This window comes from Microbacterium sp. UBA837, assembly GCF_002296025.1.
In the GTDB taxonomy this organism is placed as follows: Bacteria; Actinomycetota; Actinomycetes; order Actinomycetales; family Microbacteriaceae; genus Microbacterium.
In genome coordinates this window covers 1-26510 of sequence record NZ_DBHD01000025.1, presented here as the reverse complement: position 1 = coordinate 26510, position 26510 = coordinate 1, and the positions used below count along the sequence as shown (strand labels likewise).

Here is a 26510-nt window from a genome sequence, read left to right as displayed (position 1 = left end):
CTGCAGATGCAGTTGCGTCGCCTCGCCGCCCTCGAACGGCAGAAGATCATCGACGAAGCCACCGAGCTCGAGGCTCAGATCCTGGACTTCCAGGCGATCCTCGCCGACCCGATGCGCCAGCGTTCCATCATCCGCGACGAACTCACCGCTATCGTCGAGCGCTTCGGCGATGATCGACGCACCGAGATCCTGCCCGGCTACGACGGCGACATGTCGGTGGAAGACCTCATCCCCGAAGAGGAAATGGTCATCACCGTCACCCGCGCCGGGTACATCAAGCGCACGCGCAGCGACAACTACCGGTCGCAGCACCGCGGCGGCAAGGGCGTCAAGGGCGCGCAACTGCGGGCTGACGACGTCGTCGAGCACTTCTTCGTGACGACAACCCACCACTGGCTGCTGTTCTTCACGAACAAGGGCCGCGTCTACCGGGCGAAGGCGTATGAGCTTCCCGAGGCGGGGCGCGACGCGAAGGGCCAGCACGTCGCGAACTTCCTCGCGCTCCAGCCCGAGGAAGAGATCGCTCAGATCCTCGACATCCGCGACTACCAGGCAGCCCCCTACCTGGTGCTGGCCACCCGCAGCGGCCTGGTGAAGAAGACGCGCCTGACCGAGTACGACACCAACCGCCAGGGCGGCGTGATCGCCATCAAGCTGCGCGGCGGTGAGGGTGAGGATGCCGGAGACGAACTGACCTCCGCGATGCTCGTGGACGAAGGCGACGACATCCTGTTGATCAGCCGGGAGGGTATGTCGCTGCGGTTCACCGCGACGGATGCTGCGCTTCGCCCCATGGGACGGGCGACCGAGGGCGTCAAGGGAATGTCGTTCCGCGGCGACGATTGCCTGCTGTCGGCATCCGTGGTTCGTGACGAGGGATACGTGTTCGTCGTCACCGAAGGCGGCTACGCCAAGCGCACGGATGTGGCCCAGTATCGGGAGCAGGGCCGCGGTGGCCTGGGCATCAAAGTCGCGAAGCTGACTGAGGATCGAGGGGTTCTCGCGGGCGGCTTGATCGTCTCGGAGGACGACGAGGTCTTGGTGGTTCTTGCCAGCGGCAAGGTGGTACGCTCTGCCGTGGCCGAGGTCCCCGCCAAGGGTCGCGACACCATGGGTGTCGTCTTCGCCCGCCCCGATGACGAGGATCGCATCATCGCGGTCGCGCGTAACGGAGAGCGGGTTGTGGCAGAAGTCGCCGCGGCCACGGATGCGTCGGATGACGCCGCCTCCCCCCAGATCGTTGAAGGAAGTCCCGACGCATGACGACGGTTGCCGACAAACTCGCCAAGAAATCCAGCAAGACCACGACGAAGCAGGTGCGCCTGCGGCTCGTTTACCTTGACTTCTGGTCGGCCGTGAAGCTGTCGTTCCTCGCGGCTGTCGCGATCGCCATCGCGACCGTCGTGTTTTTCGTCCTGATCTTCCTGATCCTGGAGAGCACGGGCCTCATCTCGCAGGCTGACGAGTTCATCGGCAGCGTGACCGGCGAAGCCTTCTCCATGTCGGCAATCTTGTCGCTCCCGCAGGTTCTGGCGTTCTCGGCGATCGTCGCGATCCTGAACCTCGTGGTCGTGACCGTTATGGGCGCCGTTGTTGCCGGCATCTACAACCTCGCGGTGAAGGTCACCGGCGGACTCCTCGTCGGCTTCACCTCGAACTGACGCGCCAGCCGTTCACGCATCGGCTCGGCGAACGCCGGCGCTAAACGACGGTGGTGCCGAGCAGGGTACCGATCGCGTAGGTTGCCGCTAGCGCCAGCGCGCCACCGATAACCAGGCGCAAGACAGCGCGTCCCTGCGACGCGCCGCCCAGGCGCGCGGAGATAGAACCGGTGACCGCCAGCGCGATGAGCACTGCCACGACGGTGACCGGCACCCGCCACTCCGGCGGGGGGAGCAGAATCGCGAGCAGCGGCAGAAGCGCTCCGAACGTGAACGCCACAGCCGACGAGAACGCGGCTTGCCACGGGCTGACGAGGTCGTCCTGATCGATGTGCAGTTCCACCTCGAGGTGAGCCGCGAGGGCGTCGTGGGCCGTGAGCTCCTTCGCGACCTGCACCGCGGTGTCGCGACTGAGACCCCGCTCCTGGTAAAGCTGCGTCAACTCTTCCAGCTCTTCCGCCGGCATCTCGGCCAGTTCGCGGCGCTCTTTCGCGATGAGTGCGCGTTCGCTGTCGCGCTGACTGCTCACCGACACGTACTCGCCGAGCGCCATCGAGATAGCGCCGCCGACGAGGCCGGCCACACCTGCGAGCAGGAGCGCCGGAGTGTCGGTCGTCGCGCCCGCGACACCGACAACGAGTGAGGCAACGGAGACGATGCCATCATTGGCACCGAGAACACCGGCTCGCAGCCAGTTGAGCTTCTGGCTCACGCCGGTGGCGTGCGGCTCGTGGGCGTGTGTTGCGTCTGTCACGCCGCTCAGTCAACAACTCCACCATGGCGGTGCGCAATGAAGGATCGGCTAAGCGAACTCCGACGGCGGACCGGGAGGGGCCGCGCGGAGCGCTCGCTGCGATCCAGCGCCCGGATTCGTGGAAACCGCGCCCCGTCGGGTAAAGTCTTGGAGGTTGACGGTGCGATGCGCCGACAGCGCACGGGGCTATAGCTCAGGCGGTTAGAGCGCTTCACTGATAATGAAGAGGTCCCAGGTTCAAGTCCTGGTAGCCCCACGCAAGCCCCGGGGCCTTAGCTCAGTTGGTAGAGCGCCTGCTTTGCAAGCAGGATGTCAGGAGTTCGAATCTCCTAGGCTCCACAATTTCAGACGTACTAGAACACCTGACATCGGTGGAAGCCTGTGTTGGTGCGAGGGCGGCGAACGGCTCAGCGAGTCGGATCGTCGCCCTTTCGTCTTCGCTGATCTCGATGCCGTTGGTGAGCGCTTGGTTCGCCAGTCGCTTGCCTTGGTCATTGGTGCGCGCGTAGAGGGTGGCGCAGTCGACGAGCAGGCTGAGCGCGGTGCTGAGGTGTTTGCGTGAACCCTCGTGCTGATCGTGTTCGCTGGCCAGGCGACGGTCGATGTCAGCAAGCCCGGCCCGGATGCGGTCTTGGTGCCGTTTGAGGGTTTCCAGGTCGATGGCGTCGGCGAAGTGCGCGGCGAGCAGCTTGTCGCTCTCATTCTGGAGTCGCTTGCGGTTCTCGGTCAGCTCGGCCAGTTCCTGGGAGCGGGAGGCGAGCCGTTCATCGAACGCTGCCTCGACCCGTGTCACGAGCGCGGCGTACTGCTCTTCGGTGATCGAGATGTCTCGGTAGCAGTCCGCGACCAGCTGCTCGGCGATGCCGACCGGCACAGCCCGCCGGGTGCAGTTCTTCCGTTTGGAGGCCCGACCGGAGCACACATAGTAGGCGTAGCGCACGCCTTGCTTGTTGGCTGGGTAGTCCAGTTGCATCCGTGACCCGCACTGGCCACAGAACAGGGAGCCTTTCAGGTAGTGGTCGTGCGTGCGGCGGCGCTCAGCGGCGATCTTGCGGGAGTCGAGTAGGCGATGGACTTGCTGCCAGGTCTCGACATCGACCAGCGGTTCGTGGGTCCCGGACTGCTCGGCTCCCTTGTAGCGCACGATGCCGATGTAGTACGGGTTGCGCAGCATCGAGAAGAACGTGGAACGGCCCACCGGCCCAGACGGGCGCTTCGGTGTGGGTACGGTGGTGAGTCCGCGCGCGGTGGCCTCGGTGAGGAGGCCGACGACGGTGTGATCGCCGGTCGCGTACTGCTCGAACACCCACCGCACCAGCGGGGCGCGCTCGGCGTCGATCTCGACGGTGCGGTACTCGCGGCCTTGCTCGTCGCGCTTGCGGACGTTGAGGTAGCCGATCGGTGCTCGCATCGGGGTTCCGCCGGTCTCGAACTTCTGGTTCAGGCCCTTGCTGACCTCGGATGCGAGGTTCTTGGAGTAGAACTCCGCGATGGAGGACATGATGCCGTGCAGCAGCATCCCCGAGGGTGTCTCGTCGATGTTCTCCGTCGCGGACACCAAGGTGACCCCGGCTTCGACCAGCCGACGGTGAATCTCCACATCGTCCAGGCGGTTGCGGGCGAGGCGGTCGACCTTGTGGACGATGCAGTAGGTGACTTGATGCGTGGCGATGTACTCCAGCATCCGTTGCAGGTCTGGCCGGTCAGCTGAGCGGGCGGACTCTCCGGCGTCCACGAACTGAGCGACGATTCGTGCGCCGAGGTCTTCGGCTTTGCGTGCGTTCGCTTGGCGCTGGGCGGGGATGGAGAACCCTTCGTCACGGCCTCCCTTGGTGGCCTGTTCCTTGGTCGAGACGCGTTGATACGTCACCGCTGTCAGAAGCGGTGACGTATCCGTGTCCTGCATGGGCATCGTTAGGGTCATGGTGGTTTCCTTGCTCGTCCGCCGATGTGCAGGCGGGCGTCTGTCGATCGCTGGCGTGTTGGTCACCGATGCGGCGCTGCTGCTCATCAAGCTCCTGGGCGTGAAGTCCGTCGGCGATGTGCAGAACCAGCGCGATCAGTTGCTTGTTGTCAGGGCTGGAGCGCAGCCGAGGTTCGGCCGAGATGCGTCGGCCCGTGCTGGTCACCCGGTAGTGCCTCATGCCCGTTAGGTGAACGATCCTGCCCCGCAGTTTCCCGTGTCCTCGTTGCCCGTTCGTGGTGGCGAGCCTTGAGGAGTCGGGCGAGGCTGAGGGGGCCGAAGATGAGGAACTTGAAGGCGTTGTAGATGCACAGGAGCACGATCAGGTGCAGCCAGCCGGGGCCATCGTCGTCGATGAGGGTGGTGCACTGGTAGGCGATGGCGAAGTAGCCGATCGACAGCAGCATCGCGGGTACACCCCAGCGCAGTCCACGCCTGGTGCGCAGGGTGTCGAGCAGGATGTTGGTGGGCATCCAGACGCGCAGGAATGTGCGGATGTGGATGCTGAGGTTCCAGGTGAGTCGGAGCATGACGGAGTCCTCCCAAGCGGCGACGCCTTGATGGGATGGACTCACCTGGGCGGGGTGCCCGGCTCGTCATGCCGCCTCCACGGAGGGTGACGGCCTAGCTGAAGTGATGTCGCCTGTGCCCTTAATTCTACCGGGTCAGCTGACGCTCGGGAAGGGCATGCGCGTGGGGCCGAGCTGAGTGGCTCGACCCCACGAGTGTTCTTTGGAATTTCAGGCGATTTCGCCGGTTTCCGGGTTGAGGCTGGCGTAGTAGTCGTGTTCGATCTGACGGCGACGTTCGACGTCGGCGATGACGAACGCGACGAAGTCCTCGTCACGGTTGGTGATCGGGGTGTCTTCGATCGGGTCGGCGTCGTGCTCTCCGGGCCAGGTGGTTTGTCGGGTGGGGCGGTCGCGATCCAGTCGAGTGCCGGAGGCGGCTACCCAGTCGCGCAGGCGTTGCCGGGCGTCGGCGAAGTCGCGGAGCCAACCGATGGGGGCGCTGCCGTTCTGCTGCGGGTCGTAGGCGTTGAGCCAGTGGGTGTGCAGCGCGGACAGTTCCCACAGCAGCTCGGGATGCCGGTGCCACATGGGAGGGACAACCGAGGGCGGTAGACCGTAGGTGGTGCGCAGCCAGTTGACCCATTGGTTCAACTCCAGCCAGGCTTGCTCGGCGTCGTGGGCGCTGAGCAGGTTCCAGTTGATCGGGCCGGGTGGTTCCTCCAGCACCGGCCCGAGATCGCCGCGAGGCTCGGGTGCCGAGGCGGGGTCGAGGTCGGGGTCGGGCCGTTCGTCGGGCTCGTCACCGAGCGCGCGGGTGTCGTCGTCGCTCATGACCTGCTCCCGCTCAGTGGCCCAGCGTCGCGGCCTCGCGAGCCTGGGAGGACTGCTCGGGACGTTCGAATGCTTGGCTGCGGTCAGCCCCGGGCGCTTGGCGGGCGGGGCCGCTGCGTGGTTCGCGGTCGATGACCAGGCGCGTGCTGACGGGGTTCGGGGTGAGGGTGTCGGCGCGGAACTCCTCGCGTTCGGCCCCGCTGGTGGGGTCGGTGAACTTCTCGAACCGCCCGGTGGCAATGAATTCGTCGCCCTTCTTGAACAGCTCCATCGCGGCTTCGGCAGCCTTGTAACGCACGGCGAGGTCGTGGAAGGTCCGGTCGGTCTTGGTGAAGGTGCCGTCGTCCTCGCGTCGCCAGTGGTCGACGCCGACGCGGGCATAGAACCGGGGTGTGCCGGTCTTCTCGCTGTGGGTCAGTCTCGGGTCACCGGCGATGTGGCCGATCATGATCGTGCCGTTCTTGATGCCCATCACGCATCCTCCTGTCCTCTCGCACCGCCGCTGATGGGGCCGGTGTGACAGGACAGGTGCTCTCACATTCCCCGTGGGGGAAGGTCACGCGAGTCTTTGCCAGCGGTGACGAACGCTCCGGTGCTGCTCGGGGTCCGGGTCGGATCGGCTCGCACGCCGAGCGCAGGTCGGTGCGCGCGGATCGTTTTGACGGTCAAGTCCGTTCCCGGTGGTTGCTCGGCGGGTGGAGGCGCGTCGGGCTCGGTCTGGTCGATGTCATCTTGCATCGCGGCCAGCTGGGTCTCGATTCGGGCGAGATCTTTCTCCGCGTCGGCGAGGGCCTTGGCGTGACGGAACGGCTGGCCGATGCGCTGCTCGGCGTCATCGCGTTCGGTCTCGGCGCTGGCAAGGTCGCTGCGGGCTTGCTCGAGTAGCGAGGGGATGCCGGAGGCACGGTTCTCGATGCGCTGGATAAGCCCAACGCCGCCGTCGAGAAACGACTGGCGGGTCATGATGAACCCGCTGCGCGGCACCCCGTCGAGCCGGATGTTCACCACAGGGTCGGCCCCGACTGCCGGGCTGGACGAGACAATCACGTCGAAGCCGCTGATCTGGCCGATGACGCCATAGTCGCGGGAGGCGTAGCGCGGTGCCCACTTCAAGTCGGAGTCGTGCGCCCACGACGTGAGCGCGTGCGCGGCATCGGCTCGGGAGGTGTAGGTGCTGCCGCGAAGCTCGATGCGGAACTTGTCACCGGAGGTATCGGTGACGCGCGGCAGCTCGGATGCCTGATCGAGTGCGCTCTCGGCGGCGCTGAGGTGTCCTGCGGCCTGCCGGAGTGCGTCGCCGGCGGCCCAGGCGTCGGCAGCGCCGAGGCCCAGGTCACCGTCATCGTGGGCGGCGCGATCTTGATAGATGAGGCTGGCCTCGCCGAGTTGGATGAGCGACTGTTCGAGCGAACGCGTCGCGCCGAGCAGTTCCCCGACGATGCCGTAGAGCTTGTCGGGATCGTCGATGCGCAAGGTGGCGTGGGCGAGACCTTGCAACGCTTGACGGGCTTCGGCTGCATCAGCGGTCGGGTCATTGAACGTAGGCATGGCGGGCCTCCAGATGAATCAGTGCGGATGGCTGGGAGGTGGGCTCGACGGTTCAGACCTTGCGGCACAGCGGCAGCGCGGCGGCGGTGAACGCTTGGGCCTGCTGGCCAACCAGCACGCGGGTCTCGCACGAGGCTTGGATGGCGGCCTGCTCGATCGCTGCGACCGCCGCGTCCAGTCCCTCGAGCGAGTCGGCCGACACCGAGATCAGGCCGGTGTAGCGGAGCACTCCATGCCCGGCGGTGAGGTCTGCCTCCTGCTGCAACACGTCGTAGTACTCGGCGGTCTGCGAAGCGTCCTCGATCTGCCCAATGCGGGCGCGCTGGGCAGCGTCGCTGACGTACTCGGTCTTCTTGCGGCGAATGTCGCGCGCGGCCTGATCGGTACGCAGCGGGGTACAGATCAGCGAGAACGCCCGGTGGATGCCACTACTGAGCAGCACGGGTGAGAGAAACCCCGGATGCAGCATCGAGCGCGGCCACTCCGAAATCCAGACAACACAGTGATAGGCCGAGTCGCTGCGCAGATGCGCCCAGGACTCGGTGACTGCGACCGGACCTGCGGTGGCGAGGTCGTGGCCGAGGTCGCCGTGGCGTTCCAGCGTCGCGGCGATAGCCGGGTCATACGCCGAGCGTAGGATGACCGCGATCTGCCCCGTGCCCAACCAGCCCTTGCTCGTCAGTTCTGCCGAGCGCAGCGCCGCCGACAGGGTGCCCATCTCCTGCCGCAGCACGGCGGCTGCGCCCTTGATGCCGCCGCCAGCGGTGCGGATCTGGCGGGCAGCGGCGCGCATGTCCAGGCTCAGGCTGAGCGTGGTCGCGTGACGCTCCCCGGCAGGCCCGGCCCGGTCGATGAGTTCCTGATAGGTCGTCGCCGCCCACGAGCCGTCAGCGGTGCCGTGCGCGGCCCACCACTCGGCCAAACCCTGCCCGGAGTCCGGCAGGGTGCGTTCCAGCACTTGCAGGGTGGCGATGCGCCCGGAGCGGCACACGGTCGCCAGCACCCGGCCCCACGCGGTCACGCGGCGTTCCTGCTCGCCGGGGTCGAGCAGCACGAATGCCGGATGGGTGATCTCGGTGATCACGGTGAGGGTTCCGGCGGTCGGGTCGTGCACCATCCCGGCCCCGGTCTCGGGGTCGGTGTACTCGCGCAACCTCGCCATGTCGCCGGGCAGCGCGAGCGTCCCGGCAGGGCGTGGGGTGACGATCCTGCGCCGGTAGGCCAGTTGCCTGCCGGTGCTGCGCCACAGCCACCAGCAGGCCACCGGCAGCCACTCGACCAGCGGGCGGCCCGCGACTGGAATCCAGGTGATCGCGGCCGCGATCACCCAGATGGGCGCGGTGAGGAGGAACAGGACACCGCCGCCGCTGTAGAACGCGGCCACGAGGCTCGCCCCGCCGACGCCGAGGGTGATCAGCTGGCTCAGCGACAGGCCGAGCAGGATGCCGCGTCTGGTGAGGCGGGAGAACTTCACGGGAACCAGCTCGCCGCCGCTGTGCTCGTGGGCCGTTTCAGTGCTGGGCATGGCGGGTCACTCCTTCGTCGGCGTGGGCTTCGGCGGTGGCGGGGAACTGTTCGGGCTCTTCGGCAGCGGTTGCGAGGGCGGTGGTGCGTGCGGGGTGACCGGGGCCTGCGCTGACTGCTCGGCACCGCTTGCGGCTTGATCGGCTTGACCGGCGAGCGCCTGGCCCGCTTTCGGCCCGGCGGTCGCGGCTGCTTTGACTACAGCGGCACCCGCCACGACTCCGGCGGCGACTGGCCCGGCCGCCGCCGCACCTCCACCTGCACCGGCACCTGCGGCCCCGGCAGAACCACCCGTACTCGCGCCAGCACTGCCCGCCGATGACGGCGGCGGTGTTGGCTTCGCGGTAGGGCCGCCACCGGCCCCGCCGCTTCCGCTGCTGGGTTTCTTGTCGCCGCCTTTGCTGCCTTCGTCGAGCACTTTCTTCGGGTCGCCGCCCTGCGGCTTGCCCGGCGTCGGCATGGGCCGGTTGAGTGCGCTCTTGGCCTCCTGCTCGGTTCCCATCGAGTTGTAGAGGTCGAAGCCGATGAACGACAAGAACCTGTACGTCATGTACGGGGCGAACCCGGCCAGTGCCATCAGCACGACCCCGGCGAGGGGGTCGGCGATGTTTGACAGGTCGCCGTCGATCGGGGCTGACACCTGGGTGACGGCGACCAGCAGGATCACGACGAGTACGAGCTTGGACAGGATCAGCGCGATGACGAACATCGCCCACTTGGAGATCCACCCGCGTGTGGCATCCCACGAGGCACCGGCGAACGCGAACGGGGCCAACACGACCGCGACCAGCAGCAGCGCCTTGCGGATGAGCAGGCTCAGCCAGACGATCGCGGCGGCTGCGATGGCGAGGGAGGCGAGGAAGATCGTCAGAATCGCTCCGACACCGGGAGCGCCGACGTTCAGTGCGGTCAGCCCGGCAACGAGGATGGCGATCTTGTCGCCCATCGTCTCGGTGGTCTCGCCTGCGGCTTGGATGATCCCGACCGCGAGCTGGTCGGTGATCTCCAGCAGCAGGGCTGTGAGGGTGATGACCACGAAGGAGCCGAGCACGCTCTTGGCCAAGCCCAGGGCGGCTCGGGAGAGGGCGGCGGGTTCTCGGCGGATCATGCCGGTGATCAGTTGCAGGCAGAAGAACAGCAGCATGACGAACACGGCGATACCGAAGATCAGGTTGTACACGCCCACGTACTCGCCGCTGGTGACATCGACCAGCGTGGTCGAGTCGAAGACCGTCCACACGGCCTCGAAGAGCCAGCCGGCGGCCTCGCCCATCGCGCTGGCGAGCCAGTCGAATGGTGCCGAGATCAACGACGCGGCAGCCTCGCCAGCGGTGTCGCAGACGGTAGAGATGACGGGGATATCGCACACGCCCATCACGAGCCTCCTTGTGGTTCGGAGATGGATGGGCCGGGTCAGACGGTTTGGCCGACGCCCCAGAAGAAGTTGATGAGCGTGACGGAGGCGCCGCAGACCACGGCGGCGCCGCACGAGACCAAGACGCCGATCTTGCCCCGGCCTGCCAGATGCGGGTTGGAGGAGTTGGAGCCGTAGGCCCAGATGATCGCCGAGACGATCAACGCCAAGACCGACAGGATCAGGCCCACGGTCATGACCGCGCCGACGATGGTGCGCAGCTGCTCGATTCCCGGCAAGCCGCTGGAGTTGGGGTCGATGTCGATCACGGCAGTTCTCCTTTTGCGAGGCGATGGATGGTTCTGCCATCAGGTGCTCCCCGCTGCCACATACACGAGAAGCGCCCGCCCCGGACGGGGCGGGCGCTCAGAAGCCGAGTGGGTCAGAGTTGCTGGCCGACGCCGATCAGCCAGTTCATCCACGCGACACCGGCACCGGCGAGCACTGCCCCGCCGAGGGAGACCAGCACTCCGACACGGCCTTTGGAGGCGGCGGCGTAGTTGCCGGTGCTTGATGAGACCGCCCAGATGATCGCCGAGACGATCAGCATCAACACCGCGATCACGAGCGCGAACATCAGCAGTGCCCCGACGACCTCCCGTAGGTCGCCGATACCAGCCAGTCCGTCGAAGTCGGGGAACACGTCCATGACGCACCCGCTACTTCACCGTGACGTGCAGGTGGTCGTAGTGCCCACCCGTCACGTTGTCGGGGTCGTGCATCCCGCCGCCGTTGTACGGACGCCAGCCCTCGGCATCGCGGGAGACCGACCAGATCTTGCCCTGCCAGATCAGGTACTCGACGCCGAGAGCTTCGGCGTGGGTCTGCATCCACTCGGTGACCTGCCAGCCGTAGTCGAGTTGCTCGGCGGTCGGGTATTGACCGATCGCGTTGCCGAACGTCAGATCACACGCCCTGCCCAGGGGATGCTCCGATTGAGTGCCGGGGCGGGGCGAGTAGCAGCCCCACCCGGTGTTGGGAAACTGGGTGAGAGTCTGCTCATACAGGTGCAGCATCCGGGCGGTGACCTGACCGTTCGAGGTCGGATCGTCGACCATCCGGTTCGGGTCGTCACTGTCGAACGGTGCCGGGTCACCGGCGGTTCCGTTGGTGCCCCCGCAGCCGTTGGGAGGTCCGGTTGAGGCTTCGGGAAGGTCGGCGACGTTGTGCTGGTTCAGCCATGCTGCCGGGTCGATCTGTTCGCCGTTGGTGCCGCCGGGTCGGACCTCGAAGTGCAGATGTGCGCCGGTGCTACGTCCACTCGACCCGACGTCGCCGATGTGTTGGCCAGCGCGCACGCGGTCTCCGACCGAGACATGGATGCCGGGCTGCCACATATGCGCGTAGGCCGTGGCGACGCTCTGCCCGTTGATGGTGTGCTCGATGATGATGAGACCGCCGTAGCCGCCTGAGAACTCGGCCACGGTCACTGTGCCGTCAGCGGCGGCGAGGATGGGGGTGCCGTCAGCTGCGCCGAGGTCGAGGCCGGAGTGATAGGAGGTCTCGCCAGTGAAGGGGTCGCTGCGATGCCCGAACTCGCTGGTGACGACCCAGGTGCCCTCGGGCAGGGGGAACACGACCCGCGAGGACTCGGTGACCTGTCCGGCGGTGAGCAGATAGGGGCCGGGCGCGGTGGCCGGGCCACCGGAGCCGGTGAGCGTGGTGAGGATGGTGGCCGCGACTGGCTCATAGTTGTTGTACCTGTCGGGGTAGGCCGAGACCTCGACGGCCTGTGCCGCTTCGCCCTTGCCCATCTGCTGCCAGCCGGGAATGTCGAGCAGGCCACGCGGACTCGGGAAGTTGGGGCCGTCCGGCCCGCCATAGAACGCCCGCGCTTGATACGTGGAGTCCATGAGGTCGGCGACCGTTCCCCACCCCGACTGCGGGCGCATCTGGAACAGGCCGAGTGAGTCATGATCGCCGCCGTTGCCGTCGTTCGGGTAGTCGGCACTCTCGGGGTAGGCGGAGGTGTTCGACAGCATTCGCAGGGTGGATTCGGTCAGTGCGGCCATGAGTGCGATCTGGATGCCGTCGCGCCCCACCCCGTCAATGCCGGAACCGATCTCGATGATGGTGGCCGCGTGCATGAGTTGCTGCCGGTTCAGCGTGATGGTCTCGCCGTTCGCGGTGGTCGTGGTCAACTCATCGGGGATGTTCCCCACGGTGATGCCGGTGCCGTCGATCGTGCAGGCTGCGTTCGCGGCGGGGTTCATCAGCACCCCGATAGCCAGCAGACCCATGAATGGGCCGAGCAGAAGCAAGGCAGCGAGGGCCATGACTGCTTTCTTCATCATGTCCTCCGTTTCAGCGCAGCGGCTGATCGAGCATCGACAGGCGCAGCAGGTAGCAGGACGGCACTGCACCCGCCTCGGGCGTGCTGGTCTCGTTCGGGCTGCCGGTCGCCGGGTCGTTGGGTGGGCAGGCGAGGAAGATCGTGAACGCCACCGGGTGCTCCGACGTCACGGGTTCGTCGTTCCAGGTGCCCTCGCGGTGCCGGGTGCCCTCGATCGTGATAGCGGTGGCCCCGACCGGGAGTTGGCCGGGCCGGGCTTGCTCGACCGCTTGCGCCCACTGCTCGGGCACATAGGCGTCGGTGATGGTCAAGTACTGGCTCGTGCTGTACTGGCGCAGATCCACCCAGGCGTCACGCGACGGCAGGTAGGAGGCGAAATCAGAGGCCAGGCCCGCCTGCTCGTTCCCGGTCGGGTCGCCCACGTCCAGCAGCACAGTGGTGTAATCCAGCGGCAGGAACCCGCTGGTGGTATCCCAGGTGAAGAGTGCGTGCGCGGCCTCACCCGCGAACTCTTCCGCGTCAGTCGACGGGGTGATCACCGGCAGACGCGGAGACAACGGGTCGGGGTCGATGCGAATCGGCGTCGGTGGCCCATCGGGTGAGGGGTCGGCGTCGTTCGGGCCGGTCACCAGCCCGTAGACACCGATCGCGGCCAGGACGAGGAACGCGACCCCGGCGCAGACGAAGGAGATCAGTCGGCGGCGGGTACGGGCGGGATCATCGGGAGTCGTCTTCATGACCCCCAGGTGCGCCGTCCGCGCACCCGACGAGGGTTAGAGCGCTCGGAGGTGCCTGCGTGGGCTGTCCAGCGCCTGCCGTGCCGTGCGCAGTTCGTCGGCGAACGTGCGGGTGCCGTCAGCGGTCGCCAGGAACGAGGCGATCTGCTCATCGGTGAGGTCGTTCGCCAGTGCCTCGGCGTCGTAGTGCGTCCACCAGTCGGCAAGCTCGCTCCAGGTGGCGACGAACGCGCGCACCGGCCACCGTGCAGGCTCGGTCTCGCCCGTGGAAGTGACCGGTGCAGGCTTGGTCTGCGCCGCCTGCGCGCGGGCGACGGCCTGTTGTGCGAGCGCTTCCAGATCGGCGGTTTCGCTTGCGGCTTCGGTGACGGCGGCGCGGACGCGCTCGAAGCCGGGATGCACCGGGGCACCGGCGTCGATGCGTTCGAGTTCGGCAGCGGCGTCGCCGCGCACCGTGGCGGGCAGGTCGGGGTCGTCAGCGACTTGCCGCAGATAGTCGATCTTGTCGAGCGTCTTGTACGACGCGCCGCCGGGAATCATCGCGGCGGCTTGCTCGCTGGCGCGGCCCACCGGTTCGGACGGTGCGGGAAACTTTCCCGCACCGTCCTTTCCGGGCTGGTTCTCCGTGCTGAACCGTGTCGCGGCTTGCCTGCGTGAAGCGTCCTCGGCCATGAGGGTCTTCAGCTCGCGGTAGAGGGCTGCAGCCTCGACCAAGGTGAGGTCTTTGTGGAGCATGTTGTCGTCTTGCTCGGCCAGCAGGTGCCCGAGCCTGCCCGAGATGCCCGAGCGCACCCACACGCTCACCGTGCGCCAGCCGAGCAGCTTGATCGCGGCCAGCCGTCTCGCGCCGCACACCAGCACCCCGTCGATGGTGACCGTCAGCGGTTGCAGGAGACCGTCGCGGGCGATGGACTCGGCCAACGTGGTCAGGTTGCCCAGGTCGGTGCGGTGACGGTTGCCGACGATGATGGACTCGACGGTACGGTCGAGTTCGATGTTGCCGGTGTGCCTGCTCATGACCGGCCCCCGCGTTTCGGGGCCGCGAGCGAGATCATCAGCACGAGATCGTCGTCGCGCAGCAGCGCGCGCAGGCTCTCGCCGATCAGCAGCCGGAGCAGGATGCCGCGCCCGGCAGCGGTCGCGGCGTAGGCCGGGCTGGGGTGGCCGAGTAGCGCTTTCAGCAGCGCTGTCCACGCGGTGCTGTTCACGTCGAGCAGGGCGCGGGCGTGCTTGTCGCGACGCAGCGCTTCATAGGCGCTCTGGCGGCTGCCCGCTCGGGCGAGCGCCTGGCAGATGTGCTCGACCCCGGCGCGGGCGACATGCGGGGGCCAGCCCAACAGCGTGAACAGGGCGATGGCGTCTTCGACCGCCGAGCCTGCCGAGCAGCACGCCGTCGTGCTTGCCGGTTCGTCGGCGCCGGTCGGGTCTGGGTCGGTGACGTGGAACGCCGAGTGGTAGTCCGTCAGCGGGTTCTCCCGATCTGACAGCCGCTCGGCGTCGTGGAACGCGGAGATGTGCGGACGCCGGGCTTGATGCACCGAACACAGCAGGCCCTGCCCGCGTTCCTCGGCGATGCAGGTGATGCGCACGGCGTGCGTCACCACACCCCACGGGTCGTTCGCGGCGCGCGCGGCCTTGGTGCGCATCACATCGAACGCGGCACTGGCTGCCTCCCACGGGTCGAGGCCGTGCTTGCGGGCCAGCGCCCCGTACTTGTCGGCGGCGTAGGCCATCAGGTCGGCGGCCACCGGGTCGCACTGCCACGCGCCGGGGCCGCCCTCGTGCAGTCGGTTCAGCAGGGCGCGCAGGCCCTCGCTGCGGGTGAAGTCTTCCGGTTCGCGGAAGCTCGTGCGGGTCGTCATGATGGCACCTCCTGATAGCAAGGTGCACAGGGCTGGCCGTCGCGTCGGGGGCGGTCGAGCGTTCGTTGTCGAGTCATCGCTACTCACCGCTTCACGACTTCCCGACCGCAGCCCGCGTCGGCGCGTGGTGCCGGGCACCGTGCCCGAACGCCGACAGCGGCGACAGCCGCCTGGCCCGGTCACCGAGGTTCCGCAGCCCGGCCACGAGTGGTTCGCGGGCCTTGCGCGACATCTCGACTTCCATGTCGATGCCCCGCCCGGCCAGTGACGCCGTGTTGCGGGCGATCAGATCGGTGGGTCGCACCCACTCGATACCGCGCGCCCGGTGTTCCTCGAGTTTCTGCTCGACATCTGCCGTCTCAGCTGCATCGGTGATCTCCTCAGCCTGGGCGGTCTCGACGGTGGTGTCCTTGCGCTTGGTCACGACGGCAGCGGCGACCGCCTCGGGCACCTGCCGAACCTCGCTGCGGTCTTCCGGCATCTCCGGTTCGGGCACATCCTCGACGCGCCAGTCGTCGTGTCCTTGTGCCTGCTCTCGCGGGTCGATGTTCATGATGTCGTCTCCATTCCTGTTGTGGTTTCCGGTTCTTCGACCGGCGGGGTAAACCAGCGGCCCACCGTCGAGGCGTGCACGCCGAGCTCGTCGGCGATGGCCTTGTTCGACCAGCCGGCCTCCCGCAGCCGCGCGGCACGTTCACGCCGACCAAGCACCAGCTCGGCCTCCGGCTCGGTGTCCGGTTTTGCTTCGGACTCGATCGCGGCCACGGGCTCGGTCATGGCGGGTAGCTCGGGCGGCGTCTGCGTTCTGCTCGGTGGTGTGGTGGTCGAGCGGGTGAGGACGACGGTGAGGTGCGTGCTGGCGAGCAGCACCAGTGGCGGCACTGCCGCGACCGTTGCGGCGAGCATGGCGGGCACGCTGGCATCAGCGGCAACGATCGCGTGCAGCGCGTTCGCGGTTACCGACACGAGCGCCCCGCAGATCAGCAGCGCCCACGGATACCACGCACCGGGGCGACCATCGAGCGCGACGACCGCGATTGTCGAGACCACGATCAGCCCATCGACCAGCAGCGGCCAGATCCAGGCTTGACCCAAAGCGATACCCGACCGTGCCGCGAGGTCGGCCAGGGCCATGAACGAGAGCCAGAACGCGCCGATACCGATCAGCACGGTGCCGGTCGCGGCGGTCACGACCGCCCAACCCCATGCCGGTCGTCGCACGCTCATCACAGCCCCCGACCACTCACCGAGACCGACGGCTCGTTGTGGGCGATCCTGGAAACCGTCTGGCGTACCGGGGCGCGACGACGCGGCCCGTAGGTGCTGACGTGGCGATACGCCGAGCCGACTGTTCGGATGATCTCGCGCTCGCCCAGCCCGGACTGGCCCGCTGCCGGGCCGAGCGCGTCGAGCGCTTCACGGGGCGAGTGGCCGTGCTCGGCCATGCGGCACGCGGCCTTGAACAACCCGAGGTTGCGTTCGCCCTCGGGCCTGCGAGCCACCTGCGAGGCGAGCCGGGCAACATCCAGCGGCCAGCCACCCGGCGGCGCGGGCGCGGGCGCGGGGGTGTACTTCGGGCGCGGGTCGAGGAAGTCGCGCAACCGTTGCGCCGCTAACGGCGCGACCATCGCTCCGGCAACGGCCTCGACTTGGTACGAAGCCGGGTAGCCGTCGATCGTGCGTAGCGACGGAGGCACGATGATGTAGCCGCCGTCACCCCGGAAGTCGATACCCGCGCGACCCACCTGCCACGACTGCTGCTCACGCTCAGCGTCAGCCGGGTAGTACAGGTGCCTCCCGCCGGTCGGCGTGGTCACGACCGCCAACGGCTCCGGCAGCAGCCCGGAGCGTTCCGCGCGGCCGTAGGCGGCGTACCCGTCGACCTTGTGCACATCGATGTCGACGACGACCACTCCCGAGGCCGCGCCGGTCGGGATAGCGAGGTTCGCGCGAGGTCGCTGCCGCCACCACGCCTCCACCTGTCCGGCATCGGTGGTTGCCTCGTGGAAACCGCGCTCAGGAATCGGACGCTTCCCGCCCGGCGAGCACGGGAACACCGGCACACCGAGACGGGCCAGCTCGCGCGCGACAAGCGGCAGCGGCACTTCGCCGTCGAGCAGGGAAAAGGCCGTAGCAACCGACGATGCCCGCCGCTCGATCAAGCCATGCGCCGCCTCAGGATCGTGCACCTCAGCCATCGCCAGACCTCCTTCCGCCCGAGGCCACTCAGCAGCGAGTAGCCGTACGACCGTGAGGTACGTCAGGAAGGTCAGGAAGACGAGACGGACAACTTGACGAGACAGTGACCATCAGGCTTCTCGAAGAACCCGACGAGTCCTTACTGGCCTACCAGCCCACCCGTGCTCGAAGCGGCGGGAAGCCGATGGTCTGAAAGAAGCGGCGCAGAGTTGGCAGATCCGGCACAGCCTCAGACCCGGTTCCGCAGGTAAGTCCCGAGGTTGTCGGGGTGTGAACGCAACAAGTGCCTTTCAGTTCGGCAAGATCGCGGTTGTCGAGACGTTGATCTGAACCGAGTGAAAGGCACCTGTTGGGTGAGCACTTTACGGGGTCGTGGCAGAGGTCGTGGTCAGGTCCGGATCGGCGCGTCCGATCCGTCGTTGACGCCGGCGGCGGGGATGCTCGCGGTGACCGAGCTGGTCGATCGGCTGGGCGTGGTGAGCGCCCTCGATGAGGCTGTCGGGCCGATCAAGCAGCGTGCCCGGGGGCTGACCGGGGGCGAGTTCTTGGTCGGGCTGGCCAGTGCCCAGTTGGCGGGCGAGGACTACCTGGTCGGGCTGGACCGTCGCCGGGCCGATACCGCCGGTGGACTGCTGGCGCCGGTGGCGACGGCGCCATCGACGACCGCGGCCACGCTGGCCAAGAGGTTCGACCGATCGGCGTGGCACGCGGTCGAAGCGGCGATCGGCACGATCGGCGGTCGGGTTCTGGGCCACCTGGGCCCGCGGCGGCGCGCCGCGTTGCTGGCCGCGCCGACGCTGGACATCGATGCCACCGAGGTCGAGGTCTACGGCGCCCGCAAGCAGGGTGTGGCCTACAACTACAAGGGTCAGCGCGCCGGGCGCCCACACCTGGCGACCTGGGCCGAGGGCGGAGTCGTGCTGGCCGCCGATCTGCTCGCCGGGGACGTCGATCCCCGCGCCGGGGTGGTCGACCTGTTCGCCCGGGCGCTGCGTGGGCTCGATGCGGCAGCACCGGGACACGGGCGGGTGCGGGTCCGCGGCGACATCGGCTACTTCACCAAGGACCTCGCCCAGGCGATCATCGCCGCCGGCTGCGACTTCGCCATCGGCGCAAACCGCAACCCCGCGACCTGGCGGGCAGCCGCAGCCGTCCCCGAGCAGGCATGGGTCGACGCAGACGGAATGACCGGCGCCCAGGTCGCGGTCGCCGCCTACACCCCGGCCGGATGGCCCCAGGGCACCCGATGCCTGATCCGTCGGGTCCGTCACGAGGCCACGGTGATCTCGGCCGACCCCCGCGCCCGGCGTCGCAAGACCATCCCGAGCGAGCAGCTCGCGTTGGCCCTGGACGGTGATGTGGACACCGTGTGGGCCTACTCGTTCATCGTCACCAACCTCGATGTATCTACACCGGCCAAGGCCGCCGCGGTCGAGTCCTGGTACCGCCACCGCACCGATATCGAGGACCGGATCCGCGACGCCAAGCACGGCGCCGCGCTCCGCCACCTCCCCTCCGGCAACCCGGCGGTGAACACCGCCTGGATGTGGGGCGCGCTGCTCGCGGTCAACCTCTCGGCCTGGCTCCACGAGCTCGGCGGACTCGACGACGGCCGCGGTCGCGGACGCGCTCACCTGACCCGGCTCCGCCGCGAGCTGATCTGCCTGCCCGGTCGCGTCATCAACCACGCCCGACGCACCGTTGTGCGACTGCCACCGGGCGAGAACCAGCTCGCCGAGGTGTTGAGCAGGCTCCGCGAACTCCAGCCCGCCGCCTGACCACCACTACCCGAGGAACCTGGGAAACCACGACCGGAGACGGTCCGGCCACGGACATGCCCGCAACCGCCAAAGGCATGACACGCGGGGCGAGCACCCGAAACCAGACGCCCTCACACCCCTACCTGCGAGATCGGGTCTGACTCCGGCGAGCGTGGCCAGCGCACGGCCGGCGTCGTTGCCTACGTCCTCGATGGCGACACGGTCCAGGTCGACCTGCGTGACGGCCGCGACGTCCGGGTGCGGTTCCTCGGGATCAGTGCTCCCGAGATCCCGCATCCCGGCAAGCCGGGGGAGTGCTACGGCGAGGCTGCGACGCGGCACCTCGAGCAGCTGCTGCCCGCCGGCACCCAGGTGACTCTCGTGAGCGACCCGACCCAGGACGACGTCGACACCTACGGCCGCTGGCTGCGGTACGTGCAGGCCTCGGGCCGCGACGTCGGCGCCGCCCAGATCCGTTCCGGGTCCGCCGAGGCCCGCGATAGCTCGACCCCGGTGTCGCGGCACCCGAAGTACGCCCAGATGGAGGGCCTCGCCCGCGATGCCGACCGCGGGTTGTGGTCCGCATGCCGGTGACCGAGGAGGGATCACGACACGGTGTAACGGGGGGGATGACACACTGTAACGGGGGGGATTACAGTAGCGGTATCAGGGACAGCATCCGTTCGGCGATGGAGGTCGTCAGATGAGCACCTGCGAGGGATGTGCGAACGAGGGGCACGGGCCTGAGGAGTGCTCGAACCGGGGTCTGCCGATGTGCCACCAGACCTGCACCTGCCGACACGGTGAGCCTGAGCGCGACCCGGCTCCCTACTGGACGGCGATCGCGGCCGCCGAGACGAACGGAGCGGGGGCATGAGGGGCAAGGGGCCTTACCCGTACCCGTGCCCGGAGTGCGGCGAGACGATCCAGGCGACCGCCGCCTACCAGGTTCGCCACAACCGTCCCTGCCGGTCCTGCATCCGAGTGGCCAACGGCTGGACCTGCCGAGACTGCGGAAGCAGCGACCCGCGCCACCCCTCGCCGTGCCCGAGTGGTGCCGCATGAACGCCCGGCGCCGGATCACCGGATACGCCCAGATGGTCAGCTCGGCGATCGGCCTCGACGAGGCCGCCATCCTCGAGCTGGTCGAGTGCCTGATGCGCCAGGAGACCGGGGGAGTCCTCGACCACCTCAGCGCCGCTGCCTTTGCACGCCTCGCGCGACAGTCCTACGGAGACGCCAAGGCGTGGAACGAGATCGGCCCGGTCAACGGCTTCACTCTCGCCGACTTCTGCCGCGTCGAGCAGATCGACCTGCCCACCTGGGCGACAGGTCCCACGGAAGGGGCGCAGGCATGAACACCGAGGCCAAGGGGACCCGTCGGATTCGAGTTCGACGCACCTACCTGATCGAGCGGATCCAGGAGTGGGTCGTCGACATTCCTGCCACGTACGACACCGACGAGTGGAAGGACAACGACCTCGGCGGGTTCGACGAGTACGTCACCGACAACGGCGACCAGGTGCTCGAGGACTACGAGCACGTCGAGTTCGACGAGCTCGACCTGACGGTCCTCCCTTCGACGGAGGTCATCGGATGAGCGCCGAGCGCTGGGACCGCCTCGCAGTGGACCTCGTCGCGGCTGGCGTGCCTGCCAAGGTCACGGCGAGGGCGTACAGCCAGGTCGAGTACGGGCGGGTCGTTCACGGGGTCTCCCGCTCGATCGGGGTTGGGCAAGGCGACGGCCTGGTGATGATCCGCGACCGCTACGGCCGAGGTGGCAAGTGGTACGGCTACAGCGTCTGCGTCACCCAGGGTGATCACGACCGAGAGGTCTGCCGCTCCACGAAGCGATCTGAGGTCGTCGCTGCAGTCGTCAAGGCGGTGACCCAGTGAGCGTGTATGTCATCCCGGAACACCAGTCCGCGAAGTTCGACTGCGACTTCATCGGAGGCAGGCCCGAGCACCGGTCGGCCTGTAGGGCCTCGGAATGGACCCGTCTTGACCAGGGCGCGCTCTGGCTCGAGCCGTCAACTGTGGAGATGCCGGTTGGGTGGGTCCGATCGGGAGGCGGGCACCTGTGCGCCGACCACGCGGACCGTGTGCCCAACGACGGCCACGTCGCGGCGCTCACCTTCTCGGGGAGCGCATCATGACCATCGCCCAACACCGGCCGGCCCTCCAGCAGCGCCGCTTCAAGCACGACACCCTGGTCGCCGTCGACCTGTTCTCCGGGTTCGGTGGCCTGACGCAGGGGATCGCTCACGCCGGGTTCGACGTGATCACCGCGGCGAACCACAACGAGTACAAGGTCAAGGTCCACGAGGCGAACCACCCGACCACCGAGCACTGGATCGCCGACCTGGTCGACACCGAGTCCCCCGCCTACCACTCGGTGCGAGAGCTCCCGGCAGGGGACCTGCTTGCCGCAGGCGTGAGCTGCGTCAACCACTCGCAGGCCAACTCGAGGAAGGCCTACGAGCAGGGCCTGTCGCTATTCGACCTCGAGGACCCCGACTACGAGTCCCGCGTCACCCGCTCAGAGCGCGACCGGGCCACCGCCAACTGCGTCCTGGCGTACGCCGCCCAGCATCATCCGCGGCTGATCCTGGTCGAGTGCACCACCGAGCTCTACTCGTGGGGGCAGCTCGTCCCCGGGAAGCGGGAGCAATGATCAGAACCTGTGGATGGCCCTCGGCGGGGTGACGTGAAGCGGGCGCACCTCCCGAGCAAGATCGAAGCCCATAACAGTTCTGATCAGGGTCGGCGTTGGCGCGCCGGCTCGGGAAGGTGCACCCATGCTCAAGGTAGTCCAGGAGGAGAACGAGTCCAACGAGTCGGCCGGTGGGTCGCTGCTCGATGAGATCGTCCGTGACGGCGCCCGGGCGATGCTGGCTGCGGCGTTGCAGGCCGAAGTCGCTGCCTATGTCGAGTCGTTCGCCGACGAGTTCGACGAGAAGGGTCGGCGACTGGTGGTCCGCAACGGTCACCACCAGCCGCGGGAGGTGACCACCGCGGCGGGCGCGATCCCGGTCCGGGCGCCGCGGGTCAACGACAAGCGGATCGACCCGGTGACCGGGAAGCGTCAGCGGTTCGCCTCGGCGATCCTGCCCGCCTGGGCCAGGAAGAGCCCCAGGGTGGCCGAGGTGCTGCCACTGCTGTACCTGCACGGCCTCTCGAGCGGCGACTTCGCACCGGCGCTGACCCAGTTCCTCGGCACCGGCCACGGTCTCTCGCCGGCCACCATCACGCGGTTGACCAAGGACTGGCAAGACGAGGCGGCCGCGTTCAACAGGCGGTCCCTGGCCGAGATCGACTACGTCTACGTGTGGGTCGACGGGATCCACCTCAAGGTCCGACTCGAGCAGGACAAGGTGTGCCTGTTGGTGATGATCGGCGTGCGTGCCGACGGCACCAAGGAGCTGATCGCGCTCGATGACGGACACCGCGAGTCCACCGAGTCCTGGGCCGACCTCCTCCGCTCGGCCAAGCGCCGCGGGATGCGGGCACCGGTCCTCGCGGTCGGTGACGGGGCGCTGGGGTTCTGGGCCGCGGTACGGCAGGTGTTCCCCGAAACCCGCGAACAGCGGTGCTGGTTCCACAAGATCGCCAACGTCCTCAACTGCCTGCCCAAGTCGGCTCAGCCGGGCGCGAAGGCCGCACTCGCGGAGATCTGGAACGCCGAGGACAAGGAGCACGCCGAGGCAGGTGCGCGTGCGTTCGCCGCTGAATACGGGGCCAAGTGGCCCAAGGCCGCCGCGAAGATCACCGACGACCTCGATGTGCTGCTGGAGTTCTACGACTACCCCGCCGAGCACTGGGTCCACCTGCGCACCACCAACCCGATCGAGTCGACCTTCGCGACCGTGCGGCTGCGGCAGCGGGTCACCAAGGGCCCCGGCTCGCGGGCAGCCGGGATCGCGATGGCCTTCAAGCTCATCGAGTCCGCCCAGGCCAGGTGGCGAGCGGTCAACGCACCTCACCTCGTCGCGCTCGTCCGTGCCGGAGCGACCTTCAACAAGGGCGTCCTGGTCGAACGAGACGACGACCAACCGAGCCAGGAATCAGGAGGCGATCAACAAGTCGCGTGACACGCCCATCCACAGGTCTTGACTATTGCTCACGCGCCTCGTACTCGTTGATAGTCGTGCCCTCGAGTCGGCCTTCGGCTCGAAGGCGCCTCAACCATTCGTCGACCAGGTCAGCGAACTTCGCGTCCGGGGTGACGGGGATGTTCATCAGCCGCTCCTTCTCGATGGGCTGGATTGCCCTCGACGAGAAGGTGTGCAGTTGTGACCTAGCGACCTTTGTATCGCGTTTCGGGGTTGCGAGGTCGCAACCTCAAATCCAGAGGTCGCAGGTTCAAATCCTGCCCCCGCTACAAAGTAGAACCGCAGGTCAGAGGCCCTTTCGCCGAAAACGGTGAGAGGGCCTCTGACGTGTTTGTCGGCAATGTATCTGCCGACAGGTTGCCGACGGGCTGCCGGGGCGCAGACGCCCTGGACGCCGGTGGACGGTGTGGAGGCAAAACCTCTCGCTCAGCGACCCAGAGGTCGAGCAAGAAGGTCGATGCGAGTGCGAGTTCACTCAGCCTGCGCTGCGCCTCGACACCGTCGTCGGCGTCCCACGCGCGGCGGTCGAGTGCCTGACGTGGATTTCGGACGAGGTTTGTCTCGACGGGCAGGGGTCAGAGGGACGGGTGCGGGGCTGGCACTTATCAGTGGATGCCGGGGTGGCGGTTGGGCGTGACAGGATGCGGTACGGCGCCCACAAGCCGGGGCCGAAAGAGCCCCATGGGCCACACCAGGGAGGTCTCACTGATGGAACTCATCCCGGGCAACTGGCGGCCTCGGTGCCGGTCGTCCATGCCGAGGACGTTCGTCCGGCGGAAGCGTCCGACCGGCCAGTCGTGGTCATCGGCGGGGGACTGCAGGGCTGTGACGCAGCGTTGCGCCTGGCCGACGCAGGCGCGACCGACATCGTCGTGCTCGAGCGTGGACCGACGCTGGTCGCCGGTGATGAGGCGGTCTACGACACTGATGGCACTCAGCTGAATCTCCCCAGTTCTGCTCACTGAAATTCCCCACCCCGTGGCCTCCACCGGAAGCGGGTGGGGCTCCTTCGAAGATGGCGGTCTCTGACCACCAGCCATCTCACGAAGGAGCCCTCGCTTCCCATGCTGACACGGGAGGAAGACATCGACGCTCACGCGTTGCGGCGGCAGGGGTGGACGATCTCCGCGATCGCCCGGCACCTGGGGCGGGACCGCAAGACCATCCGCGCCTACCTCAACAACGAACGGGTCGCCGGGCAACGGAAGCCTGCTGAGGACGACCCGTTCGAGCCGTTCGTCGACTACGTCCGCGCCCGACTGACCGAGGACCCGCACCTGTGGGCGGTGACCTTGTTCGACGAGGTCGTCGGGCTCGGGTACGACCGGTCGTATCCGACGTTCACCCGCCAGATCCGCACCCGCGGTCTGCGGCCGCACTGCGAGCCCTGTTCGACGACCAAGGGCCGACCCAACGCGCCGATCGCGCATCCGCCGGGTGAGGAGACCCAGTGGGACTGGGTCGAGCTGCCCGACCCGCCCGCGTCGTGGGGGTGGGGCAAGAACGCGCACCTGCTGGTCGGGGCGCTCGCGCACTCCAGCCGCTGGCGCGGTCACCTGGCGCCGGCCGAGGACCAGGCCCAGCTGATCGCCGGACTCGACGCCACGGCCCGCAAGCTCGGCGGGCTGACGAAGAAGTGGCGCTTCGACCGGATGACCACGGTGTGCCACCCCGAGTCCGGCAAGGTCACCGCCACCTTCGCCGCGGTCGCCAAGCACTACGGCGTGTCCGTGGCGATCTGTCCACCACGGCGCGGGAACCGCAAGGGTGTGGTGGAGAAGTCCAACCACACCGCCGCGCAACGCTGGTGGCGCACCCTGCCCGACGACATCACCGTCGAGGAAGCCCAAGCCTCCTTGGATAGGTGGTGCGCCCAGCGTGGTGATGCCCGGCTGCGTACCGCCGGGCCGGGCGGCAAGGCCAGCGTGCTGACGATCGCCGAACGCGAGCACTTGGCGCCGGTGCCGACCACGCCGTTCCCCGCGACGATCAGCGAGGAACGGACCGTCTCAGCTCAGGCGCTGGTCGCCTGGCGCGGGAACTTCTATTCCGTCCCACCCGAGCTGGCCCGCGCCCAAGTCGTCGTGTCGCAGCGACTCGGTGAGCAGCACATCGACATCGCCACTCTCGGGGGGATCGTGATCGCCCGCCACGAGCTCGCGCCCGACGGCGCCGGGGTGATGGTCCGCGACCACGGCCACGTGATCGCGCTCGAGCAGCTCGTCCTGGCCGGCCACGACACCAGTCGACCGCACCGGCGCAAGGAACGCATCCCGCCCGGGCCCGCCGCCCGTGCGGCCGCCGACGTCCTCCTCGCCCGTCAGCAGTCCGACCTCGACACCGCCGCCAACGACGACGTGGTGATCGACCTGTCCAAGTACGACCGAGCAGCACAAGGAAGGAACACCCTCACATGACCACCACCGACCCGATGACCGTGCCGATGACCGGGACGCAGGCCAGCCTCTACCAGCAGCTACGCGGCCACCTGGCCGCGTTGAAGCTCAACGCCGCGGCCGAGCACCTGCCGTCGGTGCTCGCGACCGCTGATGCAGAAGGCTGGTCGACCACCCAGACGCTCGAGCACCTGCTCGCCCGCGAAGTCGAGGCCACCGAAGCACGCAAGCTCGCCGGCCGACTCCGCTTCGCCTCCCTGCCGACACCGGCCACGCTCGCGGACTTCGACTTCGACGCCGCCCCCGGCCTCGACCGCAAACTCATCGACGAACTCGCGACCTGCCGCTACCTCGACACCGCCACCAACGTGCTGATGATCGGGCCGCCCGGCGTCGGGAAGACACACCTCGCCGTCGGACTCGGCAGAGCCGCTGCCGAAGCCGGTTACCGCACCTACTTCACCACCGCCGCCGACCTCGCCGCCCGCTGCCACCGCGCCGCGATCGAAGGACGCTGGGCCACCACCATGCGATTCTTCGCCGGCCCCACACTCCTCATCATCGACGAGCTCGGCTACCTCCCGCTGCCCGGCGAAGCAGCCTCCGCGCTGTTCCAGGTCGTGTCCCAGCGCTACCTCAAGACCAGCATCGTCTTGACCACCAACCGCGGCGTCGCGTCCTGGGGCGACGTGCTCGGCGACACCACCGTCGCCGCGGCCATGCTCGACCGGCTCCTGCACCGCAGCGTCGTGCTCAACCTCGACGGCGACTCCTACCGCCTACGCGACCACCACGCCAAGAACGACGCACTCCGTCACGCCGCGACCGGCACCCGCCGACCGCTACAGTGACACCCGGCCCAGGGTGGGGAATTTCGATGAGCGCCCCTGGGGAATTTCGGCGAGCGCCATCAACACGCAGCTGCTCCCGCAGCGCCTGCGCCT

At 68.0% G+C, this 26510-nt stretch carries 30 protein-coding genes, 2 tRNA genes and 1 pseudogene; 14 read left to right on the top strand and 19 right to left on the bottom strand.

The window, feature by feature from the left end:
• Both B3587_RS02310 and B3587_RS02305 read left to right on the top strand, forming a co-directional pair.
• Window positions 1–1263 (top strand): DNA gyrase C-terminal beta-propeller domain-containing protein (locus tag B3587_RS02310; RefSeq protein ID WP_292726244.1); only part of this gene is annotated, 1263 nt, incomplete at its 5' end.
• Window positions 1260–1661, top strand: coding sequence for a DUF3566 domain-containing protein (locus B3587_RS02305; RefSeq protein WP_228179215.1), 402 nt, complete (start codon window positions 1260–1262; stop codon window positions 1659–1661). The genes B3587_RS02310 and B3587_RS02305, both read left to right, overlap by 4 nt.
• A 40-nt stretch (window positions 1662–1701) precedes the next feature.
• Here B3587_RS02305 and B3587_RS02300 read toward each other — a convergent pair whose 3' ends face one another.
• The gene (locus tag B3587_RS02300) at window positions 1702–2415 is read right to left on the bottom strand and encodes a VIT1/CCC1 transporter family protein (RefSeq protein WP_228179216.1); all 714 of its coding nucleotides are present in this window, start codon (window positions 2413–2415) and stop codon (window positions 1702–1704) included.
• 182 nt (window positions 2416–2597) lie between these two features.
• Between B3587_RS02300 and B3587_RS02295 the strand changes: the two genes are divergently transcribed.
• The 3 genes from B3587_RS02295 to B3587_RS02285 all read left to right on the top strand — a co-directional run bounded on the left by B3587_RS02295 (window position 2598) and on the right by B3587_RS02285 (window position 3394).
• Window positions 2598–2671: transfer RNA gene (locus B3587_RS02295), tRNA-Ile, on the top strand.
• A gap of 10 nt (window positions 2672–2681) precedes the next feature.
• A tRNA-Ala gene (locus B3587_RS02290) sits at window positions 2682–2754 on the top strand.
• 229 nt (window positions 2755–2983) lie between these two features.
• Complete coding sequence (locus B3587_RS02285; protein ID WP_292726240.1) at window positions 2984–3394, top strand: hypothetical protein; 411 nt, start codon at window positions 2984–2986, stop codon at window positions 3392–3394.
• Here the strand turns inward: B3587_RS02285 and B3587_RS02280 are convergent.
• The 16 genes and pseudogenes from B3587_RS02280 to B3587_RS02205 form a co-directional block, all read right to left on the bottom strand.
• A pseudogene (locus B3587_RS02280) lies at window positions 3314–4321 on the bottom strand (recombinase family protein); the annotation flags it as partial. The gene B3587_RS02285 and the pseudogene B3587_RS02280 sit on opposite strands and share 81 nt — an antisense overlap.
• Before the next feature lie 167 nt (window positions 4322–4488).
• Window positions 4489–4908, bottom strand: coding sequence for a sulfate permease (locus B3587_RS02275; protein ID WP_292726238.1), 420 nt, complete (start codon window positions 4906–4908; stop codon window positions 4489–4491).
• Window positions 4909–5118: 210 nt separating this feature from the next.
• Window positions 5119–5721, bottom strand: a complete 603-nt coding sequence (locus tag B3587_RS02270; RefSeq protein WP_292726236.1) for a hypothetical protein — start codon at window positions 5719–5721, stop codon at window positions 5119–5121.
• A gap of 13 nt (window positions 5722–5734) precedes the next feature.
• On the bottom strand, window positions 5735–6196 hold the full coding sequence (locus B3587_RS02265; RefSeq protein WP_292726234.1) for a single-stranded DNA-binding protein: 462 nt from the start codon (window positions 6194–6196) through the stop codon (window positions 5735–5737).
• A gap of 59 nt (window positions 6197–6255) precedes the next feature.
• The gene (locus tag B3587_RS02260) at window positions 6256–7269 is read right to left on the bottom strand and encodes a hypothetical protein (RefSeq protein WP_292726233.1); all 1014 of its coding nucleotides are present in this window, start codon (window positions 7267–7269) and stop codon (window positions 6256–6258) included.
• A 52-nt stretch (window positions 7270–7321) separates the two neighbouring features.
• Window positions 7322–8794 carry a PrgI family protein gene (locus tag B3587_RS02255; protein ID WP_292726231.1) on the bottom strand — a complete coding sequence of 491 codons (1473 nt, stop codon included), beginning with the start codon at window positions 8792–8794 and terminating at the stop codon, window positions 7322–7324.
• Between the two features lie 6 nt (window positions 8795–8800).
• Window positions 8801–10168, bottom strand: coding sequence for a conjugal transfer protein TrbL (locus B3587_RS02250; protein ID WP_292726229.1), 1368 nt, complete (start codon window positions 10166–10168; stop codon window positions 8801–8803).
• Window positions 10169–10206: 38 nt separating this feature from the next.
• Window positions 10207–10476: a DUF6112 family protein gene (locus B3587_RS02245; protein WP_061942653.1), complete on the bottom strand. Its 270-nt coding sequence runs from the start codon at window positions 10474–10476 to the stop codon at window positions 10207–10209.
• A 113-nt stretch (window positions 10477–10589) separates the two neighbouring features.
• A complete protein-coding gene (locus B3587_RS02240; protein WP_292726227.1) occupies window positions 10590–10856 on the bottom strand; it encodes a DUF6112 family protein in 267 nt (88 codons plus the stop codon).
• A 10-nt stretch (window positions 10857–10866) separates the two neighbouring features.
• Window positions 10867–12501 carry a M23 family metallopeptidase gene (locus B3587_RS02235; RefSeq protein ID WP_292726225.1) on the bottom strand — a complete coding sequence of 545 codons (1635 nt, stop codon included), beginning with the start codon at window positions 12499–12501 and terminating at the stop codon, window positions 10867–10869.
• Between the two features lie 10 nt (window positions 12502–12511).
• Window positions 12512–13237 carry a hypothetical protein gene (locus tag B3587_RS02230; protein WP_292726223.1) on the bottom strand — a complete coding sequence of 242 codons (726 nt, stop codon included), beginning with the start codon at window positions 13235–13237 and terminating at the stop codon, window positions 12512–12514.
• A 36-nt stretch (window positions 13238–13273) separates the two neighbouring features.
• Window positions 13274–14254, bottom strand: a complete 981-nt coding sequence (locus tag B3587_RS02225; RefSeq protein WP_292726221.1) for a ParB/RepB/Spo0J family partition protein — start codon at window positions 14252–14254, stop codon at window positions 13274–13276.
• Window positions 14251–15099: a hypothetical protein gene (locus B3587_RS02220; protein ID WP_292726219.1), complete on the bottom strand. Its 849-nt coding sequence runs from the start codon at window positions 15097–15099 to the stop codon at window positions 14251–14253. Before B3587_RS02220 ends, B3587_RS02225 begins: the two co-directional genes overlap by 4 nt.
• Window positions 15100–15190: 91 nt before the next feature.
• Window positions 15191–15652, bottom strand: coding sequence for a hypothetical protein (locus B3587_RS02215; protein ID WP_292726217.1), 462 nt, complete (start codon window positions 15650–15652; stop codon window positions 15191–15193).
• A complete protein-coding gene (locus tag B3587_RS02210) occupies window positions 15649–16326 on the bottom strand; it encodes a DUF2637 domain-containing protein (protein WP_292726215.1) in 678 nt (225 codons plus the stop codon). The genes B3587_RS02215 and B3587_RS02210 overlap by 4 nt, the downstream gene beginning before the upstream one ends.
• Entirely contained in the window at window positions 16326–17297 is a 972-nt protein-coding gene (locus B3587_RS02205; RefSeq protein WP_292726213.1) for a bifunctional DNA primase/polymerase, read from the bottom strand. Before B3587_RS02205 ends, B3587_RS02210 begins: the two co-directional genes overlap by 1 nt.
• A 354-nt stretch (window positions 17298–17651) precedes the next feature.
• On the opposite strand from B3587_RS02205, the gene B3587_RS02200 reads away from it, so the two are divergent.
• The 7 genes from B3587_RS02200 to B3587_RS02170 all read left to right on the top strand — a co-directional run bounded on the left by B3587_RS02200 (window position 17652) and on the right by B3587_RS02170 (window position 23149).
• Window positions 17652–19076, top strand: coding sequence for an IS1380 family transposase (locus tag B3587_RS02200; RefSeq protein WP_292726211.1), 1425 nt, complete (start codon window positions 17652–17654; stop codon window positions 19074–19076).
• A gap of 240 nt (window positions 19077–19316) precedes the next feature.
• Entirely contained in the window at window positions 19317–19652 is a 336-nt protein-coding gene (locus B3587_RS02195; protein ID WP_292726209.1) for a thermonuclease family protein, read from the top strand.
• 467 nt (window positions 19653–20119) lie between these two features.
• A complete protein-coding gene (locus B3587_RS02190) occupies window positions 20120–20416 on the top strand; it encodes a hypothetical protein (protein ID WP_292726207.1) in 297 nt (98 codons plus the stop codon).
• Window positions 20413–20658, top strand: coding sequence for a hypothetical protein (locus B3587_RS02185; protein WP_292726205.1), 246 nt, complete (start codon window positions 20413–20415; stop codon window positions 20656–20658). The genes B3587_RS02190 and B3587_RS02185 overlap by 4 nt, the downstream gene beginning before the upstream one ends.
• Entirely contained in the window at window positions 20655–20954 is a 300-nt protein-coding gene (locus B3587_RS02180) for a hypothetical protein (RefSeq protein WP_099698933.1), read from the top strand. The genes B3587_RS02185 and B3587_RS02180 overlap by 4 nt, the downstream gene beginning before the upstream one ends.
• 256 nt (window positions 20955–21210) lie before the next feature.
• The gene (locus B3587_RS02175; protein WP_292726201.1) at window positions 21211–21732 is read left to right on the top strand and encodes a DNA cytosine methyltransferase; all 522 of its coding nucleotides are present in this window, start codon (window positions 21211–21213) and stop codon (window positions 21730–21732) included.
• Window positions 21733–21856: 124 nt separating this feature from the next.
• Window positions 21857–23149 (top strand): IS256 family transposase, encoded by a 1293-nt coding sequence (locus tag B3587_RS02170; RefSeq protein WP_292726200.1) that lies wholly within the window; start codon window positions 21857–21859, stop codon window positions 23147–23149.
• 22 nt (window positions 23150–23171) lie between these two features.
• Here the strand turns inward: B3587_RS02170 and B3587_RS02165 are convergent, their stop codons facing one another.
• Together B3587_RS02165 and B3587_RS02160 are read right to left on the bottom strand one after the other, a co-directional pair.
• On the bottom strand, window positions 23172–23297 hold the full coding sequence (locus tag B3587_RS02165; protein ID WP_292726198.1) for a hypothetical protein: 126 nt from the start codon (window positions 23295–23297) through the stop codon (window positions 23172–23174).
• Window positions 23298–23775: 478 nt separating this feature from the next.
• Entirely contained in the window at window positions 23776–24132 is a 357-nt protein-coding gene (locus B3587_RS02160) for a hypothetical protein (RefSeq protein WP_292726197.1), read from the bottom strand.
• Window positions 24133–24234: 102 nt separating this feature from the next.
• Between B3587_RS02160 and istA the strand changes: the two genes are divergently transcribed.
• Complete coding sequence (gene istA / locus B3587_RS02155; protein WP_292726195.1) at window positions 24235–25587, top strand: IS21 family transposase; 1353 nt, start codon at window positions 24235–24237, stop codon at window positions 25585–25587.
• Complete coding sequence (istB, locus tag B3587_RS02150) at window positions 25584–26417, top strand: IS21-like element helper ATPase IstB (protein WP_292726193.1); 834 nt, start codon at window positions 25584–25586, stop codon at window positions 26415–26417. Before istA ends, istB begins: the two co-directional genes overlap by 4 nt.
• Window positions 26418–26510 lie beyond the last annotated feature (93 nt).